We start from the raw sequence: 18958 nt of genomic DNA, 5'->3' as shown, positions 1-18958 counted from the left end.
GGCGCCCAGAGAGAAGAGGCACGACGATGAGTGCATTGGTTGGCGTGATCATGGGCTCCAAGTCCGATTGGTCCACCCTTAGCCACACCGCCGATATGCTGGAAAAACTCGGCATTCCGTATGAAGTGAAGGTGGTCTCCGCCCACCGCACCCCGGATTTGCTGTTCCAGTATGCCGATGAAGCAGAATCCCGTGGCATCGAGGTGATCATCGCCGGTGCCGGCGGCGCGGCGCACCTGCCAGGCATGTGTGCAGCCAAGACCCACCTGCCGGTGCTTGGCGTGCCGGTGCAGTCGTCGATGCTCTCGGGCGTGGATTCGCTGTTGTCCATCGTGCAGATGCCAGCCGGTATCCCGGTGGCAACCCTGGCGATCGGCAAGGCCGGCGCGATCAACGCCGCATTGCTGTCCGCCAGCATCCTGGGCGCCAAGCACCCGCAGTTCCACGCGGTGCTGAAAAAATTCCGTGCCGAGCAGACAGACAGCGTGCTGGACAATCCAGACCCACGTATCGCCTGAGGTTGTTGACGATGAAAATCGGTGTAATCGGTGGCGGCCAACTGGGCCGCATGCTGGCCCTGGCGGGCACTCCGCTGGGGATGAACTTCGCTTTCCTGGACCCGGCGCCAGACGCCTGCGCCGCCGCCCTGGGTGAACACCTGCGCGCTGACTACAGCGATCCGGATCACCTGCGCCAACTGGCCGACGAAGTCGACCTGGTGACCTTCGAGTTCGAAAGCGTCCCGGCCGAAACCGTGGCCTTCCTGTCGCAGTTCGTGCCGGTTTACCCGAGCGCCGAAGCCTTGCGCATTGCCCGGGACCGCTGGTTCGAGAAGAGCATGTTCAAGGACCTGGGCATCCCTACCCCGGCCTTCGCCGACATCCAGTCCCAGGCAGACCTGGACGCCGCTGTCGCCAACATCGGCCTGCCGGCCGTGTTGAAAACCCGCACTTTGGGTTACGACGGCAAGGGCCAGAAAGTCCTGCGCAGCGAAGCCGACGTGGTGGGTACTTTCGCCGAACTGGGCAGCGTTCCTTGCCTGTTGGAGGGCTTCGTGCCGTTCACCGGCGAAGTCTCGCTGATTGCCGTGCGGGCCCGCGATGGCGAGATCCGTTTCTACCCCTTGGTGCACAACACCCACGTCAACGGCATTCTCAAACTGTCTGTGGCGAGCACCGATCACCCGCTGCAGGCCCTCGCCGAGGACTACTCCAGCCGTGTGCTCAAGCAGCTGGATTACGTCGGCGTGATGGCGTTCGAGTTCTTTGAGGTCGACGGCGGCCTCAAGGCCAACGAGATCGCGCCCCGCGTGCACAACTCCGGGCATTGGACCACCGAAGGCGCCGAGTGCAGCCAGTTCGAAAACCACCTGCGCGCGGTAGCGGGCTTGCCGTTGGGCTCCACGGCCAAGGTCGGCGAGAGCGCCATGCTCAACTTCATTGGCGTGGTACCGCCGGTTGAGCGGGTGATTGCCATCGACGACTGCCACCTGCACCACTACGGCAAGGCGTTCAAGGCCGGGCGCAAGGTCGGCCATGCCAACCTGCGTTGCAAGGACCGTGCGACCCTGCAGGCACAGATCCTCAAGGTCGAGGCGCTGATCGCCGAGCAATAACCCGAGGTTCGGTGGGAACCATTGGTGGCCGTCGTCTCTCTGATTGCAGGATGACAAAGCCTGACTAGGCTTTGTCATGACTCATATTCAATCAGAGGGAAATGCCATGGGTATCATTGGAACCATCTTTATCGGCTTGATCGTTGGCCTGCTGGCGCGTTTCCTCAAGCCTGGCGACGACAGCATGGGCTGGATCATGACCATCCTGCTGGGTATCGCCGGCTCCCTGGCCGCGACCTACGGCGGCCAGGCACTGGGGATCTACCAGGCAGGCCAGGGTGCGGGCTTCATCGGTGCACTGGTAGGTGCCATCGTGTTGCTGGTGATCTACGGCCTGATCAAAAAGAAGTAATCAGCCGACAAAGTCCTCTGCGCTACGCAGGCGCAGAGGGCTAGAATGCTCGGCACTTGTATTTGCCGAGCCTCTCCATGCGCCGTCTTCTATTGACCCTTCTGCTGCTGGCCCCTGGCCTGACCCATGCTGGCGAACTGCCGGAAACTGACTGGCTTGAGCTAATGCCGCTTTCGGACCAGAAAGCCCTCGAAGCCATGCCCGAGATCGACCACAACTCCCCCGAAGCCCAAGGCACCTTTACCGAAAAAGGTGGCTTGAAACAGAGCAAAGGCTTGCCGGCGGTGATGTATTCCACCAAGACCGTGCCGGCCATGAACGGCAAAAGCATCCGCATTGGCGGCTACCCGGTACCGTTGGAAACCGATGCCAAAGGCCGTAGTACGCTGTTCTTCCTGGTGCCTTACCCTGGCGCCTGCATCCACGTGCCACCACCGCCGCCTAACCAACTGGTGCTGGTGCGGTATCCCAAGGGATTGAAGCTTGACGATATCTACACGCCGTTGTGGGTGACGGGCACGTTGAAGGTGGAGAAGGTCAATAACGATCTGGCGGACGCGGCATATGCGCTGGAGGCGGGGAAGGTCAGGGTGGTAAAGGAATCCGATCTCTAAAACCCTACACATAACCAATGTGGGAGGGGGCTTGCTCCCGATAGCGGTGCTTCAGTCACTTAAGATATTGACTGAACCAAAGCTATCGGGAGCAAGCCCCCTCCCACATTTGATCGGGTTTACAAGGTGATACTGGTGATGCTCACGCCCAAGGTGTGGCTTTCACCGGCCGCCAGGCTCACCACATCATCCAGCACATTCGCCGTCTCGATGCACAACATGCCCTGCCAGCCATCGTCAGCCATGTCATCGAGCGCCTTGGCCCGTTCGGTCCAGGGGTTCCAGACTACCGTCGAGTTCGAGCCCTGGCTGGTGAGTTTGACGCGGCGCTGCCAGTCCTTATCGACAATGCTCAACTGCGCCGGCGTGTCCAGGTAGATGCGATCCGTCTCGGCGGTGAAGTGCAGCAGGCCGGCTTGTCGCTTCTCGGTCCAGCCGTCGGCGGTATCGATGTATGCCAAGCCATCCAGGCCCTCGACCTGCACGTTGCGCACATCGCTCACAGCAAAGTAGGTGTGCAGCGCCTGGCTGAGGGTCACGGTGTCGGTGCCACGGTTGTGGCTGGTGAGGCGAATATGCAATTGGTCGTCCAGCAGCAGGCTCAGCGTCAAGTCAACTTGGTGAGGCCAGCCGGGAAAGCCGTTCGGAGGAACCGGCAGCGCCAGTTCGATACGCAGGGCTTCACCTTCGATTGCAGTCTCGGCCAATTCCCAGAGGGCGGTGCGCGCAAAGCCATGTGAGCCAGCAGGTTGCTCGCTCTGGCGCATCGCCTTAACGCTTTGCGGGTTACGGTCGAATACACCAAACCACGGCCAGCACACCGGTACGCCGGTACGAATGCCTTTGCCCTGCTTGAATACCGCCTTGGGGTTGGGCCAGATCAGCGGCTGCTCGCCCTGGCGCTGGTAACTGAAGATGTGCGCGCCCTGCCGGGCCACCATCAGTTCGGCGCCGTTGTGGCGAATGCGCCAGCAGTCCAGCTCGTCGACTTTCACCGTTTCAACGTGGGGCGTAGGCATAACAAAGCTCTCTCAATGGCAGGCAATGGGGCAATTGACCGTCAAAACCCGGCGATGTTTAACGCGCCCGTGAAGGTACCGACCGCGTGCGACCGCTGCCATCGATGGCGACGAACACAAATACCGCCTCGGTCACCTTGCGCCATTCGCTGGACAGCGGGTCATCGCTCCACACCTCGACCATCATCTGGATCGAGCTGCGGCCAATTTCCAGGGCCTGGGTATAGAAGGAAAGCTGCGCGCCCACCGCCACCGGTACCAGGAAGGCCATGCGGTCAATAGCCACAGTCGCCACTCGCCCACCGGCAACCTTGCTGGCCATTGCCGTGCCGGCGAGGTCCATCTGCGCGACCAGCCAGCCGCCGAAGATATCGCCAAAACCGTTGGTTTCACGAGGGAGTGCAGTGATTTGCAGGGCGAGATCGCCTTGCGGGATAGGATCTTCTTGTTCGAGTTCGATCATGCCGGGGGTGCCTCTGACCCGTGACGCTTCTTATAAGTGGTGCAACGTGGATAGCCGACTATTGGAAAAACGTTTCAGCACAAACATACGCGTTCGACGCGTTTCTCGTAAGGCGTGCTAAAGGGAAACTCTGCCAAACCGGCTGGGCGGCCCCAACGGCGTTTGGCACAGCACCCCTCAAGACCGGGGTTCTGCGCTTGCAAGGGCCGAGTATATCGAGACGCTGGCGCCGCGACGACCTCCCAAGGCTCATTTGGTCGGTAAATAGGCGCTGTATCGGGGCTTTTTCCTGCAACTGTGCTTCTGGCCGAGTTGAGTGTTGCCCTGCGTCGGTAAGATTGCCTGTTAAAAGCTCGACGCTGTGCTTTTTGGAGCGATTTGCTATCTTGCCAAGCCTGCCGCAAGTCCCGGGCTTGCCGTTCTGACTACTATAAGAGAAACCTTGCCATGTCCTCCGTGCCCGCAAGCAGTGCGCAACCCTCGCGCCCGCTGACCCGCAACGACTACAAAACCCTGTCGCTGTCTGCCTTGGGCGGTGCGCTGGAGTTCTACGACTTCATCATCTTCGTGTTTTTCGCCACCGTGGTCGGGAAACTGTTCTTCCCCGTCGACATGCCCGAATGGCTGCGCATGATGCAGACCTTCGGCATCTTCGCCGCCGGTTACCTGGCGCGCCCCCTGGGCGGCATCATCATGGCGCACTTCGGTGACCTGCTGGGGCGCAAGAAGATGTTCACCTTGAGCATTTTCATGATGGCCGTGCCGACCCTGATCATGGGCCTGCTGCCGACTTACGCGCAGATCGGCCTGTGGGCGCCGCTCCTGCTGCTGCTGATGCGCGTCATCCAGGGCGCGGCGATTGGCGGCGAGGTACCCGGCGCCTGGGTGTTCGTCTCAGAGCACGTGCCGCCGCGCCACATCGGCTACGCCTGCGGCACCCTGACCAGCGGCCTCACCGCCGGTATCTTGCTGGGCTCGCTGGTGGCCACTGCCATCAATACGGCCTATACCCCGGAGCAGGTCTCCGATTACGCCTGGCGGATCCCGTTCCTGCTCGGCGGTGTATTCGGCCTGCTGTCGGTGTATCTGCGCCGCTGGCTGCATGAAACACCGATCTTCGCCGAGATGCAGCAACGCAAGACCCTGGCTGCCGAGCTGCCGTTGCGCGCGGTGCTGCGCGACCATCGTGGTGCCATCGTGTTGTCGATGCTGCTGACCTGGCTGTTGTCGGCCGGCGTCGTAGTAGTCATCCTCATGACGCCGACCGTGCTGCAAACCGTCTATCACTTCAGCCCTACGGTTGCGCTGCAAGCCAACAGCCTGGCCATTGTAACGTTGAGCCTGGGTTGCATCGCCTCGGGCGCCCTGGCCGACCGTTTTGGCGCCGGCCGCGTATTGGTCACCGGTTGCGCGCTGCTGTTGGCAACCTCCTGGACGCTTTACCACAGCCTGATGGCTCACCCGGACTGGCTGTTCCCGTTGTACGCATTGACCGGTTTGTTCGTAGGTACCATCGGTGTGGTGCCCTACGTGATGGTAAAGGCCTTCCCGCCAGTGGTGCGTTTCAGTGGCCTGTCGTTCTCCTATAACGTCGCCTATGCCGTGTTCGGTGGGCTAACGCCATTGGCGGTATCGCTGTTGATGAAGGAGAGCCCGATGGGCCCGGCTTACTATGTGGCCGTCCTGTGTGTGATGGGGATGTTGGTGGGTGGGTATCTGTGGAAACGCGGCCGCTGAAACCAATTTGATCCAATGTGGCGAGGCGTTCATTCAACGTCTCGCTCCTCATCAGCCTTTGTTTCTCGATAGTGGCCTTTCATCTAATTGTCATATTTAAGACATAGAGTGTTCACACGGCCTCCCGATACTTGGCCCCGATCCAATTATCCCTATCTGCTAGGAGCAAGGCATGAAACTGAAACGTTTGATGGCGGCAATGACTTTTGTCGCTGCTGGCGTTGCGACCGCCAACGCGGTGGCCGCTGGTGTTGATCCGGCAATTCCGGCTTACGTCAAGACCACTGGTGTGTCGGGCAACCTGTCCAGCGTCGGTTCCGATACCCTGGCCAACCTGATGACCCTGTGGGCCGAGGGTTACAAGAAGGAATACCCGAACGTCAACATCCAGATTCAAGCTGCCGGCTCCGCCACCGCGCCACCTGCGCTGACCGAAGGCACCTCCAACCTGGGCCCGATGAGTCGCAAGATGAAGGATACGGAACTGGCGGCCTTCGAGCAGAAGTACGGCTACAAGCCAACTGCTATCCCGGTTGCCGTGGACGCCCTGGCGGTGTTCGTGCACAAGGACAACCCGATCCAGCATCTGACCATGGAGCAAGTCGACGCGATCTTCTCTTCGACTCGCCTGTGCGGTGCCAAAGCCGACGTGAAAACCTGGGGCGACCTGGGTGTGACCGGCGACCTGGCCAACAAGCCAGTGCAGTTGTTCGGCCGTAACTCGGTATCCGGCACTTACGGCTACTTCAAGGAAGAAGCCCTGTGCAAAGGCGACTACAAGCCTAACGTGAACGAACAACCTGGCTCGGCTTCGGTCGTGCAGTCGATCAGCTCCTCGCTGAACGGCATTGGTTACTCGGGCATCGGTTACAAGACCGCCAGCGTGAAGACCGTGCCTCTGGCCAAGAAAGGCACCACCGAGTTCATCGAAGACAGCGAAGAAAACGCCCTGAACGGCAAATACCCGCTGTCGCGCTTCCTCTACGTATACGTCAACAAAGCCCCGAACAAGCCTCTGGCTCCGCTGGAAGCCGAGTTCGTGAAACTGGTGCTGTCCAAGCAGGGCCAGGAAGTCGTGGTGAAAGACGGCTACATCCCACTGCCAGCCAAAGTGGCCGCCAAGGCACTGGCTGACCTGGGCCTGAAAGAAGGCAACTGATTGCCTCTGCGGGGCCGGCCTACCGGCTCCGCATCCGAATTTTCTAGTCCGCTGCCAGCTTGCTTCGCGGCGGATTTGTTGCGTCACTGCACTGTCATCTTTCTGTCATACAGGATCGCTAGGGTGTGCGCATGAATGATCTGGCCAATTCCACCATGACGACAACTTCTCCCCCCAAGCGCATTGATTTCAATACGCCTGAGCTGCAACGCAAGCGCCGCATGCGCGCGCTCAAGGATCGCTTTACCCGCTGGTATGTGCTGATCGGCGGCCTCGCCGTGCTGGCGGCCATTACCCTGATCTTCTTCTTCCTCGCCTATGTCGTCGCGCCGCTGTTCCAGGGCGCCTCGCTGACCAAGGAAGACGCGCTGACGCCCGCCTGGATGCAGGACGCCGGTAAGCCGTTGATGATCTCCCTCGAAGAACAGAACCAAGTTGCCATGCGGGTTTCCGACAAGGGCCAGGCATTGTTCTTTGAAGTGGACACCGGTGCTGAACTCAAGCGTGTCGACCTGCCGCTTCCGGCCGGTACCAGCGTGGCCTCCATTGGTGAAGACCAGCCGGGCAGCCCGTTGGTGATCCTCGGCTTATCCAATGGCCAGTCCCTGGTGTTTCGCCACACCTATAAAGTGTCGTACCCGGACGGCAAGAAAACCATCAGCCCGGCGATCGAATACCCCTACGGCGAAACGCCGATCGTGCTGGATGACGCCGGTCGCCCACTGGAACACGTTGCCCTCAACGCCACCGACACCTCGCTGGTGGTCGCAGGTTCAGCGGGTTCGCACCTGAACGTGCTGACCCTGAGCCGCGAAGAAAACATGATGACCGGTGAAGTCACCAGTGAGCAGAAGCGTGTCGAACTGCCACAGATGACTGAACCGGTGAAGGCGATCTTCATCGACCCGCGCCAGCAGTGGCTGTATGTGATCAACGGTCGCGCCCTGGCCGACGTGTTCAGCCTGCGCGACAAGAGCCTAAACGGTCGCTACAAGTTATTGGAAAACGGCGATGCCGAAATCACTGCCAGCGCTCAACTAGTGGGCGGCATCTCGCTGATCATGGGTGACTCCAAAGGCGGTCTGGCCCAGTGGTTCATGGCCCGCGACCCGGATGGCGAGCAACGCCTCAAGCAGATCCGTACCTTCCAGATGGGCACTGCGCCCATCGTCGAAATCAGCGCTGAAGAGCGCCGCAAAGGCTTCACCGCCCTTGACGCGTCCGGCCAGTTCGGCGTGTTCCACAGCACCGCACACCGTACCCTGCTGGTCGACCCGGTGGTCGACGGCCAGGGTATGTTCGGCATGTCGCCTCGGGCCAACCGTGTGATCGTCGAGGCCGGCGGCAAGCTGCAACCCTTGCTGCTCGACAATCCGCACCCGGAAGTCTCGTGGAGCGCGTTGTGGAGCAAGGTCTGGTACGAAAACTACGACGAGCCTAAATACGTCTGGCAGTCCACTGCCGCCAACACCGACTTCGAACCCAAGATGAGCCTGGCGCCGCTGACCTTCGGAACCTTGAAGGCCGCGTTCTATGCCATGCTGCTGGCGGCGCCGCTGGCGGTTGCCGCCGCGATCTACACCGCTTACTTCATGGCCCCGAGCCTGCGCCGCAAGGTCAAGCCAGTGATCGAGCTGATGGAAGCCATGCCGACGGTGATCCTCGGCTTCTTCGCCGGCCTGTTCCTGGCGCCTTATGTGGAAGGGCATCTGCCGGGGATTTTCAGCCTGTTGATGCTGTTGCCAATTGGCATCCTGGTCGCCGGTTTTGTCTTTAGCCGCTTGCCCGAGTCCATTCGCCTAAGGGTGCCGGATGGCTGGGAAAGCGCGATCCTGATCCCGGTGATCCTGTTTGTGGGTTGGCTCTCGCTGTACATGAGCCCGTACCTGGAAACCTGGTTCTTCGGCGGCGACATGCGCATGTGGATCTCCCACGACCTGGGCATCACCTACGATCAGCGTAACGCCCTGGTGGTCGGCCTCGCCATGGGCTTTGCGGTGATCCCGAACATCTACTCCATCGCCGAAGACGCGGTGTTCAGCGTGCCGCGCGGCCTGACCCTGGGCTCCCTGGCCCTGGGCGCCACGCCCTGGCAGACCATGACCCGCGTGGTCATCCTCACCGCCAGCCCGGGCATCTTCTCGGCACTGATGATCGGCATGGGCCGTGCTGTGGGCGAGACCATGATCGTGCTGATGGCCACCGGTAACACCCCGGTGATGGAGATGAACCTGTTCGAGGGCCTGCGCACGCTGGCGGCCAACGTCGCGGTGGAAATGCCCGAGTCGGAAGTCGGCGGCAGTCACTACCGCGTGTTGTTCCTCTCGGCGCTGGTGCTGCTGTTGTTCACCTTCATTATGAACACCCTCGCGGAGCTGATTCGTCAGCGTCTGCGCAAGAAATACTCGTCGCTTTAAGAAAGGTAGAAGTCTGTGAAACAGAACTCCCTGAATGGATGGTTCAAGAGCGGCGCTCCCGGCGTCTGGATCAGCGGTGGCGCGGTGTCCATCGCGGTCATCATGACCATTGGTCTGCTGGCTGTGATTGCGGTGCGTGGCTTGGGCCATTTCTGGCCGGCCGACCTGATCCAGGCCAACTACAACGTGCCGGGCCAGGCCAACCACATCGTCATCGGCGAAGTGGTACAGAAAGAAGAAGTGCCGCGTGAGCGCCTGAAAAGCGCCGGCCTGCCGGTGCCGGACGAAGGCCCTGAGTTCATGACCCGCGAGCTGATCAAGGTCGGCAACCGCGACCTTAACGGCAACGACTTCACCTGGATTGTCGGCGAGTGGTTGAAGGATCAGACCAAGCCGACCAACCTGATGGCCATCGAGCGTCGCGAATGGGGCAATTTCTACGGCACCCTGGTCAACGTCAAGCAGGACGGCAAGGTCATTGCTGAAGGCGAAGCCGCGTGGCCGGAGCTGCAAGCCCGGGTCGCGCGCGTCAATCAGCTCGCCGCCCAGCTCAAGACCCTGGAAAAATCCGATATCGGCGCGATCAACGCCGGCCTCGAACGCATCCGCCTGCACGGCCGCAAACTGGAACTGGAGGGCAAGCTCAACGCCGCCGCCCAGGCCGATATGGATGCCGACCGCGCCGAACTGAATGCCCGCTATCAGGACATCGAGGCGCGCCTGGCTGACCTGCACGCCCAGTTCAACCGCGACGCCCTGACCGCCCGCGACGGCAACGGCAAGGAAGTGGAGATCGGCATCGGCAAGGTAGTGCACGCCTACCAGCCTAACGCCATGGGCACCCTGACCAAGATCGGCTTCTACTTCAGCAAAGTCTGGGAATTCCTCAGCGATGACCCACGGGAAGCCAACACCGAAGGCGGGATTTTCCCGGCCATCTTCGGCACCGTGATGATGACCCTGATCATGGCGATGATCGTGACCCCGTTTGGCGTGCTGGCGGCCGTGTACCTGCGTGAGTACGCCAAGCAGAACACCCTGACGCGGATCATCCGTATCGCCGTGAACAACCTGGCGGGCGTACCGGCCATCGTCTACGGCGTATTCGGCCTGGGCTTCTTCGTCTATGTATTGGGTGGCTCGGTTGACCGTCTGTTCTTCGCCGAAGCCCTGCCGGCACCGACCTTCGGTACCCCGGGCCTGCTATGGGCCTCGCTGACCCTGGCGCTGCTGGCGGTGCCGGTGGTGATCGTGGCCACCGAAGAAGGCCTGGCGCGCATTCCTCGCACCGTGCGCGAAGGCTCCCTGGCGTTGGGCGCGACCAAGGCGGAAACGCTGTGGAAGATCGTGCTGCCGATGGCCAGCCCGGCGATGATGACCGGCATGATCCTAGCCGTGGCCCGCGCCGCCGGTGAAGTGGCGCCGCTGATGCTGGTGGGTGTGGTGAAACTGGCGCCGTCGCTGCCATTGGACGGCAACTACCCGTACCTGCACCTGGACCAGAAGATCATGCACCTGGGCTTCCATATTTATGACGTCGGCTTCCAGAGCCCCAACGTCGAAGCCGCACGGCCGCTGGTGTACGCCACCGCCTTGCTGCTGGTACTGGTGATCGCCACGCTCAACCTGTCGGCGGTGTGGATCCGTAACCACCTGCGCGAAAAATACAAGGCGCTGGACAGCTAACACCATTCAATGTGGGAGGGGGCTTGCTCCCGATTGCGGTGTGCCAGCCAGCACACATGTTCCTGATGCACTGCTATCGGGAGCAAGCCCCCTCCCACACAACAAATTGGTAGCACAGGGAGCATCCCATGCAACACGAAAACCATTCCCACGGCATCAACATGTCTGCCCTGGGGCGCGACAAGCAGAGCTTGAGCCTGGCTCAGGAAACCGTGGCCATCGAAGTACCGGGCCTGAGCCTCTACTACGGCGACAAGCAGGCACTGTTCGACGTCAGCATGAACATCCCCAAGCAGCGCGTGACTGCCTTTATTGGCCCGTCCGGCTGCGGCAAGTCGACGTTGCTGCGTACTTTCAACCGCATGAACGACCTGGTCGACGGTTGCCGCGTGGAGGGTGCCATCAACCTCTACGGCACTAACATCTACCGCAAGGGCGAAGACGTGGCCGAGCTGCGCCGCCGCGTGGGCATGGTGTTCCAGAAGCCCAACCCGTTCCCCAAGACCATCTACGAAAACGTGGTCTACGGCCTGCGCATCCAGGGTATCAACAAGAAGCGCATTCTCGACGAAGCGGTTGAATGGGCTCTCAAGGGCGCGGCCCTGTGGGACGAGGTCAAGGACCGCCTGCACGAATCGGCCCTCGGTCTGTCCGGTGGCCAGCAGCAACGCCTGGTGATCGCCCGCACCATCGCCGTGGAGCCGGAAGTGCTGCTGCTCGACGAACCCTGCTCGGCCCTCGACCCGATCTCGACCCTGAAAGTCGAAGAGCTGATCTATGAACTCAAGTCCAAGTTCACCATCGTTATCGTGACCCACAACATGCAACAGGCGGCACGGGTTTCCGACTACACCGCGTTCATGTACATGGGCAAGCTGGTGGAATTCGGCGATACCGATACCCTGTTCACCAATCCGGCGAAGAAACAGACCGAAGACTACATCACCGGTCGCTACGGCTAGGATGCCGTGGTTCTTCTCATTGCACTGACGCTGCGGTTCTCCGCACCTTACCGGACGCTCCAAGGACGCCAACATGATTAGCAAAGAAGGCCTTACCCATCACATCTCCGCGCAGTTCAACGCCGAGCTCGAGGAAGTGCGCAGCCACCTCCTGGCGATGGGCGGGCTGGTGGAGAAGCAAGTCAACGATGCGGTCACCGCGCTGATCGAGGCCGACTCGGGCCTGGCCCAGCAGGTGCGCGAGATCGATGACCAGATCAACCAGATGGAACGCAACATCGACGAGGAGTGCCTGCGCATTCTCGCCCGTCGCCAGCCGGCGGCCTCTGACCTGCGTTTGATCATCAGCATCTCCAAGTCCGTAATCGATCTGGAGCGTATCGGCGACGAAGCCACCAAGATCGCCCGCCGCGCCATCCAGCTGTGCGAAGAAGGTGAAGCGCCCCGCGGCTACGTGGAAGTGCGCCACATCGGCGACCAGGTGCGCAACATGGTGCGTGATGCCCTCGACGCCTTCGCCCGTTTTGACGCCGAGCTGGCGTTGTCGGTGGCCCAGTACGATAAGATCATCGACCGCGAATACAAGACGGCGTTGCGCGAACTGGCCACCTACATGATGGAAGATCCGCGCTCGATCTCGCGGGTGTTGAACATCATCTGGGTGCTGCGTTCCCTGGAGCGTATCGGCGACCATGCGCGCAATATCTCGGAATTGGTGATTTATCTGGTGCGCGGCACCGACGTACGGCACATGGGCCTCAAGCGCATGAAAGCCGAAGTTGAAGGCACCGCTGATCTAATCCCTAATGTTCCGGGTGAAACTGACGATAAGTAAGTTGCCCGAGAAATTAACGCCCGGCCTTTGGCCGGGCGTTTTCGTTTGTGGCACCGAATTTTTTGCGCGGGCTGAATTTGAGCGCGATAGTGAAAAAAGCCCCGCTGTGACTGGCGAGTTTTGGCAAAATGCCATCAGTCAGGCGTTTTGCGTGCCGAAGTTTTTATAGGATAAAGGGTCGATGAGCAAAGTCAGTGTGTTGGTGGTGGATGACGCCTCGTTCATTCGCGACCTGGTGAAGAAGTGCCTGCGCAATTACTTCCCCGGGATCAAGATCGAAGATGCGGTGAACGGCAAAAAGGCGCAATCCATCCTGATGCGCGAGACCTTCGATCTGGTGCTGTGTGACTGGGAAATGCCGGAGATGTCCGGTCTTGAGCTCTTGACCTGGTGCCGCGGGCAAGCCCACCTGAAGGCCATGCCGTTCGTGATGGTGACCAGCCGTGGCGACAAGGAAAACGTGGTGCAGGCGATCCAGGCCGGCGTTTCCGGTTATGTGAGCAAGCCATTCACCAACGAACAGTTGCTGAACAAGGTCAAGCAGGCCCTGCACAAGATCGGCCGCCTCGATGCACTGATCGCCAGCGCGCCGACCAAGATGAACTCGGCCTTCGGCAACGACTCCCTGAGCGCCCTGACCGGCGGCAAGCCCGAAGCGGTCAAGTCGGCTCCCGTCGCGGCGACACCCAACAAAGGCCTGCTCAACAACCCACCGGTACAAGCGCCAGCGGCAGCGTCGCCGGCTGGCGGTCGCGGTCAGGGGCAGTTGCGCCTGTCCAGTGGCACCCAGCAATGCGTAATCAAGGCCCTGAGCATCAAGGAAGCGTTGCTGGTGGTGCGGCGCGGCGAAGTCTTGCCTCAGGTCCTGGAAAGCGCCGTGCTCGACCTTGAGCAGGGTGACAACGCCGAAGTCGCACGCCTCAATGGCTACCTGCACGCCATTGTCGCCTTCGAACCCAGGCCGGATAGTGATTGGCTGCAGCTGACCTTCCGTTTTATCGACCAGGATGCGCAGAAGCTGGATTACATCTCGCGCCTGATTGCGCGCGGTACGGCGCAGAAGCATTTTGTGCCGGGTGCTTGATCGCCTTAATAGCGGAAATTGACCGAGTATCTGATTCCCGTCAGTAGGCTTGATTTATATCTGTTTCGATATAGTCTCTCGGTAAGACCCCAGTGGACTTGAGCCTCTGCTATGCCTTGAAACAAACCTCCACTGCTTTTGGCTGAATCGTCGATTACGCTTTTTCTTTCCAGGAAAGGAGAAGCTAATGCCAAGGCACAAGGATGTGGTGTTTCTAGGAAGCTCGCTCAAGGATCTCAAGAATTTTCCTCTCGACGCCCGAAGGGCAGCTGGTTTTCAGTTGGATCTATTGCAACAGGGTGAACAGCCCTTTGATTGCAAACCGGTGAAAACGATCGGAATGGGCGTCAAGGAGATCCGGATCACTGAGGAATCGGGAGCGTTTCGAGTGTTCTATGTGGTCAATCGGCCGGAAGCTGTCTACGTGCTGCACGCGTTGCGCAAGACCACACAGAAAACCGAAGGGCGGGATATCGAGCTGGCTCGCGCCAGATTGCAGGAGTTAGGTTAAGCCCATGACAAATCAAAAGTTACATACCGAGCGTTTCAACTGTGTGTGGGATGCTCTGGAAGACACGCCCGTGCAAGCTGCCAATATGCGCCTGCGCTCAAAGTTGCTGTTGGAATTGTGCAACACCATTCGCAGCTGGGAGCTTTCCCAGAAGGATGCGGCGCAAAGACTGGGTATCAGCCAACCCCGCCTGAACGATGTGCTCAACGGTAAGATCAATAAGTGTTCTCTGGATGCGTTAGTCAATCTTTCGGCTGCCGCCCAGATAAATGTGGACATCTGTTTTAACGCGCTGCCTGCTTGACGATCATTCAAGGGCGTCACGACGCTCGGGACATTGCCCAATTTTGCATTGGGCAATCGAAGGTCAGTCCAGCAGCAACACCTTGGCCAACACGATCTTCGGCCCTTTCATCTTCTTGATGATGATCCGCAGGCCTTCAACTTCCAGCACTTCTTCCTCTTCCGGCACGCGCTTGAGGGTGTCGTAGATCAGCCCGGCCAGGGTTTCGGCTTCGATGTGGTCCAGGTCGACGCCCAACAGGCGTTCCACCTTGAACAACGGCGTGTCACCACGCACCAGCAGTTTGCCAGGCTGGTAGGCGAGGATGCCCCGCTCGGCCTTGCGGTGTTCGTCCTGGATATCGCCCACCAGCACTTCCAGCACGTCTTCCATGGTCAGGTAGCCGATGATCTTGCCGTCGGCTTCCTCCACCAGGGCGAAGTGCGCGCCGCCTTTGCGGAACTGCTCCAGCAGTTGCGACAACGGCATATGCCGCGAGACGCGCTCCAGCGGGCGGGTCAGTTCGGCCAGGTTGAACGATTCGGGGATGTGGTCCAGGGCGGCCAGTTCCAGCAGCAAATCCTTGATATGCAACAGGCCGACGAACTCATTGCGTACCGCGTCATACACCGGGTAACGGCTGAATTTATGACGACGGAACAGCGCGAGGATTTCCTTGAGCGGGGCGTTGAAGTCCAGGGTTACCAGGTCTTCCCGGGAGTTGGCCCAGTCGACCACTTCCAGCTCGCCCATTTCCACCGCCGAAGCCAGTACGCGCATACCTTGGTCGCTCGGGTCCTGGCCACGGCTGGAGTGCAGGATCAGCTTGAGTTCTTCGCGGCTGTAATGGTGCTCATGGTGCGGACCAGGCTCGCCTTGGCCGGCGATGCGCAGGATGGCGTTGGCGCTGGCGTTGAGCAGGTAGATGGCCGGGTACATCGCCCAGTAGAACAGGTACAGCGGCACCGCCGTCCATAGCGACAGCAGCTCGGGCTTGCGAATCGCCCAGGACTTGGGCGCCAGCTCACCGACCACGATGTGCAGGTAGGAAATCACGAAGAAGGCGGCAAAGAACGACACGCCCTTGATCACTTCCGGCGACTGCACGCCGATGGCGCCGAGCATAGGCTCGAGGATGTGCGCAAAGGCCGGCTCACCGACCCAGCCCAGGCCCAGGGAAGCCAGGGTGATACCCAGCTGGCAGGCCGACAGGTAGGCGTCGAGCTGGCTGTGAACGGTGCGCAGGATCTGCCCGCGCCAGCCGTTCTTGTGGGCGATGGCCTCGACCCGGGTGGCGCGCAGCTTGACCATGGCAAATTCCGCCGCAACGAAGAAACCGTTGAGCAGTACCAGGACCAGTGCAAAAAGAATCATGCCGAAATCGGCGAAGAGTGTAGCGAGGGTAATACCAGGGGAAGGGTCCATGATGGGGTTTTGCAGGTTCCGTATGTTCAATAGGGGATGAAAGGTGGGCCTGAAAGGCAGGCGCAAGTCGGCCAATGTAGCGGCTGACGGGGCGCTTGCCTAGTGCCTGCTGCCAGGTGGGGCCTGGAAGCTGTTCTCCAAAAGCATACAAATCCAATGTGGGAGGGGGCTGTATTTGAGTTATTCATCATTGTCGATCACTGGCGAACGCGTCACCTGCGTTGTTGGAAAATGGCAGGTAAACGTACTGCCATGCCCCAGCACGCTGCTGATTTCCAGGCGTGCCCGATGGCGCAACAACACATGCTTGACGATGGCCAGGCCGAGCCCCGTGCCGCCGGTGTTGGAGTTGCGGCTGGAGTCAACGCGGTAGAAGCGTTCGGTGAGGCGCGGCAGGTGCTTGGCGTCGATGCCGATGCCCGAGTCCTGCACGCTCAGGTGCGCGCCCTGTTCGTCGGCCCACCAGCGAATACGAATATTGCCCTTGTCCTGGGTGTACTTCACCGCGTTGAACACCAAATTGGAGAACGCGCTGCGTAACTCGCCCTCACTGCCCTTGAGCAGCACCGTTGGGTCGGCTTCCAGGGTGATCTGCTGGCCGCGTTCACCGGAGAGCGCCTGGGCGTCATTCTTGATGGTGTGCAGCAGGCTTTGCACTGCCACCGGGTGGTTATCCGAGGGGTAATCGGTGGCTTCAAGCTTGGCCAAAAGCAGCAAGTCATTGAGCAGGGTCTGCATCCGCGAGCCTTGCTGCTGCATCTGCTGCAGGGCGCGGCTCCAGCGCGGGTTGATCTCGTCGACGTTGTCCAGCAGCGTCTCCAGGTAGCCGCAGATCACCGTCAGCGGTGTGCGAAGCTCGTGGGAGACGTTGGCGACGAAGTCCTTGCGCATCTGTTCAAGCTGATGGATGCGGGTCACATCACGCACCAGCATCAAGTGCTCATTGTTGCCATAGCGCGTCAGGTACAGCTGGATGCGGACGCGGTCATTGGTGGGCGAGGGGATTTCCAGGGCCTCTTCGTAGTTGTCCTGCTCGAAGTATTCCTTGAAGCGCGGGTGGCGTACCAGGTTGGTCACCGGCTGGCCGCTGTCCTGGGGCGTCTTGAGGCCCAGCAGGGTCTCGGCCGCGCGGTTCCACCATTCAAGGTTGCCGTCGCTGTCGAGCATGATCACCGCGTCCTTGAGTGCGGCGGTGGATTCCTGCACCCGGTCGATCACCGCTTGCAGGCGCCCGCGTACCCGTTGGTCGCGGCGCTGCAGGTGATAGATGCTGTCAAACACTTCGCCCCACAGGCCATAGCCATCGGGCGGTGCTTCGTCGGGTTTGTGCTGGCGCAGCCATTCATGCAGGCGCAGCAATTGTTTGAGGGTCCAGCCCAGGTACAACGCGATGCCGACGGCCAGGCTCCAGCCGTAATAGCCACTGATCAGCCCGACCAGCAGGCAGGCAGTGATCAACAGAAGCATGTGGCGGATCAGGGTGCCGTGCCAGTTCTGGTTCACTTAAACATGCGTCCTTGTCAGCTGTTAAGGGAGGAAAGGGACTGGATCAGCCTTTGGTAGAAAACCGATAGCCGGTGCCGCGCACGGTTTGTACCAGATTCTCGTACGCATCGCCCAAGGCTTTGCGCAGGCGACGGATATGCACATCAACGGTGCGTTCCTCCACATAGACGTTGCCGCCCCACACCTGGTCCAGCAATTGGCCACGGGTGTAGGCGCGCTCCTGATGGGTCATGAAGAATTGCAGCAGGCGGTATTCGGTCGGGCCCATCTCGGCGGGCTTGCCATCGATGGTCACGCGGTGGCTGATCGGGTCCAGCAGCAGGCCACCGACTTCGATTGGCGCCTCGCCATCGGTCGGGCCGGCGCGGCGCAACACGGCTTTGAGGCGTGCGACCAGTTCCCGTGGGGAAAACGGCTTGGTGATGTAGTCATCGGCACCGACTTCCAGGCCCTGGATCTTGTTGTCCTCCTCGCCCTTGGCGGTGAGCATGATGATCGGGATATCACCGGTCAGCTCGTCACGCTTGAGACGGCGGGCCAACTCGATGCCCGAGGTGCCGGGCAGCATCCAGTCGAGGAGGATCAGGTCCGGCTTGCGGTCGACGATAATGGCATGGGCCTGCTGGGAGTTCTCCGCCTCCAGGCAGTCATAGCCGGCCATTTCCAACGCAACGGCGATCATCTCGCGAATGGGCGCTTCGTCGTCAACAATCAGAATGCTCCTGCCAACCATGCCTAAAATCCTCTTGTCATTTAACTGTCTTGCGCCGCATTAGATAACGGAATTATTGCAGTCGTGTGACAGTAATTTAGTCGCCTGGGCAATTTACGGCACTCTGGACTACCCTTTGGGTCCGAATCCTGACAACCACAAAAGGAAGGTTCCGATGACTTACAGCACTGTTTCCTGGAAAGCCCTGCTGGTTACGGCGGTGTTGACCCTACCGGGCCTGGCATTTGCGGCGGAGCCGGCGATGACGAAAGACGGGATGCTGGTGGATCACAAGGGCATGACGCTCTACACCTTCGATAAGGATGCCGACGGCAAGTCAGTGTGCAAGGACCAGTGCGCGACCAATTGGCCGCCGTTGAAGGCCGAGTCCACCGACACTGCGACGGGCAACTGGAAGGTCATCACCCGTGACGACCAGACCAGCCAATGGGCTTACAAAGGCAAGCCGGTTTACACCTACAAGGACGACAAGAAGACCGGTGACAAGACCGGAGATGGCAAGGGTGGCGCCTGGCACATCATCAAGCCTTAAGTCTACGGCGCTGCTGAATCCATCG

Annotated in this window: 19 protein-coding genes; 14 read left to right on the top strand and 5 right to left on the bottom strand. The window is 60.3% G+C overall.

The window, feature by feature from the left end; genetic code table 11:
* Nucleotides 1–26 precede the first annotated feature (26 nt).
* The 4 genes from purE (at nucleotide 27) to ASD70_RS22610 (ending at nucleotide 2581) form a co-directional block, all read left to right on the top strand.
* A complete protein-coding gene (gene purE, locus ASD70_RS22625; RefSeq protein ID WP_003195648.1) occupies nucleotides 27–518 on the top strand; it encodes a 5-(carboxyamino)imidazole ribonucleotide mutase in 492 nt (163 codons plus the stop codon).
* A gap of 11 nt (nucleotides 519–529) precedes the next feature.
* Nucleotides 530–1615, top strand: a complete 1086-nt coding sequence (locus ASD70_RS22620) for a 5-(carboxyamino)imidazole ribonucleotide synthase (protein WP_056847489.1) — start codon at nucleotides 530–532, stop codon at nucleotides 1613–1615.
* Nucleotides 1616–1721: 106 nt separating this feature from the next.
* Nucleotides 1722–1967, top strand: a complete 246-nt coding sequence (locus ASD70_RS22615) for a GlsB/YeaQ/YmgE family stress response membrane protein (protein ID WP_005792540.1) — start codon at nucleotides 1722–1724, stop codon at nucleotides 1965–1967.
* Nucleotides 1968–2044: 77 nt separating this feature from the next.
* Nucleotides 2045–2581 (top strand): DUF3299 domain-containing protein, encoded by a 537-nt coding sequence (locus ASD70_RS22610; protein WP_056847488.1) that lies wholly within the window; start codon nucleotides 2045–2047, stop codon nucleotides 2579–2581.
* Between the two features lie 119 nt (nucleotides 2582–2700).
* On the opposite strand, the gene ASD70_RS22605 is transcribed toward ASD70_RS22610, so the two are convergent.
* Together ASD70_RS22605 and ASD70_RS22600 are read right to left on the bottom strand one after the other, a co-directional pair.
* Nucleotides 2701–3600, bottom strand: a complete 900-nt coding sequence (locus tag ASD70_RS22605) for a D-hexose-6-phosphate mutarotase (RefSeq protein ID WP_056847487.1) — start codon at nucleotides 3598–3600, stop codon at nucleotides 2701–2703.
* A 58-nt stretch (nucleotides 3601–3658) separates the two neighbouring features.
* Nucleotides 3659–4063, bottom strand: a complete 405-nt coding sequence (locus tag ASD70_RS22600) for an acyl-CoA thioesterase (protein WP_003176975.1) — start codon at nucleotides 4061–4063, stop codon at nucleotides 3659–3661.
* A gap of 447 nt (nucleotides 4064–4510) precedes the next feature.
* Between ASD70_RS22600 and ASD70_RS22595 the strand changes: the two genes are divergently transcribed.
* The 9 genes from ASD70_RS22595 (at nucleotide 4511) to ASD70_RS22555 (ending at nucleotide 14758) form a co-directional block, all read left to right on the top strand.
* Nucleotides 4511–5800 (top strand): MFS transporter, encoded by a 1290-nt coding sequence (locus ASD70_RS22595; protein WP_005792537.1) that lies wholly within the window; start codon nucleotides 4511–4513, stop codon nucleotides 5798–5800.
* 172 nt (nucleotides 5801–5972) lie between these two features.
* Nucleotides 5973–6959 carry a phosphate ABC transporter substrate-binding protein PstS gene (locus tag ASD70_RS22590; protein ID WP_043048135.1) on the top strand — a complete coding sequence of 329 codons (987 nt, stop codon included), beginning with the start codon at nucleotides 5973–5975 and terminating at the stop codon, nucleotides 6957–6959.
* A 383-nt stretch (nucleotides 6960–7342) separates the two neighbouring features.
* On the top strand, nucleotides 7343–9376 hold the full coding sequence (locus tag ASD70_RS22585) for an ABC transporter permease subunit (RefSeq protein WP_177342331.1): 2034 nt from the start codon (nucleotides 7343–7345) through the stop codon (nucleotides 9374–9376).
* 15 nt (nucleotides 9377–9391) lie between these two features.
* A complete protein-coding gene (pstA, locus tag ASD70_RS22580) occupies nucleotides 9392–11062 on the top strand; it encodes a phosphate ABC transporter permease PstA (protein WP_046070133.1) in 1671 nt (556 codons plus the stop codon).
* Nucleotides 11063–11190: 128 nt separating this feature from the next.
* A complete protein-coding gene (gene pstB, locus ASD70_RS22575; protein WP_034116465.1) occupies nucleotides 11191–12024 on the top strand; it encodes a phosphate ABC transporter ATP-binding protein PstB in 834 nt (277 codons plus the stop codon).
* Nucleotides 12025–12097: 73 nt separating this feature from the next.
* Nucleotides 12098–12859: a phosphate signaling complex protein PhoU gene (gene phoU / locus ASD70_RS22570; RefSeq protein WP_046070132.1), complete on the top strand. Its 762-nt coding sequence runs from the start codon at nucleotides 12098–12100 to the stop codon at nucleotides 12857–12859.
* 181 nt (nucleotides 12860–13040) lie between these two features.
* On the top strand, nucleotides 13041–13943 hold the full coding sequence (locus tag ASD70_RS22565) for a response regulator (RefSeq protein ID WP_046070131.1): 903 nt from the start codon (nucleotides 13041–13043) through the stop codon (nucleotides 13941–13943).
* Between the two features lie 187 nt (nucleotides 13944–14130).
* Nucleotides 14131–14454, top strand: a complete 324-nt coding sequence (locus tag ASD70_RS22560) for a type II toxin-antitoxin system RelE/ParE family toxin (protein WP_056847485.1) — start codon at nucleotides 14131–14133, stop codon at nucleotides 14452–14454.
* Between the two features lie 4 nt (nucleotides 14455–14458).
* Nucleotides 14459–14758: a helix-turn-helix domain-containing protein gene (locus ASD70_RS22555; RefSeq protein ID WP_056847484.1), complete on the top strand. Its 300-nt coding sequence runs from the start codon at nucleotides 14459–14461 to the stop codon at nucleotides 14756–14758.
* Between the two features lie 63 nt (nucleotides 14759–14821).
* Here ASD70_RS22555 and ASD70_RS22550 read toward each other — a convergent pair whose 3' ends face one another.
* From ASD70_RS22550 to phoB, 3 genes are all read right to left on the bottom strand, one after another.
* On the bottom strand, nucleotides 14822–16162 hold the full coding sequence (locus ASD70_RS22550) for a hemolysin family protein (RefSeq protein ID WP_043048122.1): 1341 nt from the start codon (nucleotides 16160–16162) through the stop codon (nucleotides 14822–14824).
* 180 nt (nucleotides 16163–16342) lie between these two features.
* Nucleotides 16343–17629: a phosphate regulon sensor histidine kinase PhoR gene (gene phoR / locus ASD70_RS22545; protein ID WP_233518737.1), complete on the bottom strand. Its 1287-nt coding sequence runs from the start codon at nucleotides 17627–17629 to the stop codon at nucleotides 16343–16345.
* Nucleotides 17630–17711: 82 nt separating this feature from the next.
* Nucleotides 17712–18401 (bottom strand): phosphate regulon transcriptional regulator PhoB, encoded by a 690-nt coding sequence (gene phoB / locus ASD70_RS22540; protein WP_003176964.1) that lies wholly within the window; start codon nucleotides 18399–18401, stop codon nucleotides 17712–17714.
* A gap of 154 nt (nucleotides 18402–18555) precedes the next feature.
* Here phoB and ASD70_RS22535 point away from each other — a divergent pair, with 154 nt between their 5' ends.
* Complete coding sequence (locus ASD70_RS22535; RefSeq protein ID WP_046070128.1) at nucleotides 18556–18933, top strand: COG4315 family predicted lipoprotein; 378 nt, start codon at nucleotides 18556–18558, stop codon at nucleotides 18931–18933.
* Nucleotides 18934–18958: the final 25 nt, after the last annotated feature.

The organism is Pseudomonas sp. Root569 (genome assembly GCF_001427465.1).
Classification (GTDB): domain Bacteria; phylum Pseudomonadota; class Gammaproteobacteria; order Pseudomonadales; family Pseudomonadaceae; genus Aquipseudomonas; species Aquipseudomonas synxantha.
This window is presented reverse-complemented; position numbering and strand designations above follow the sequence as displayed.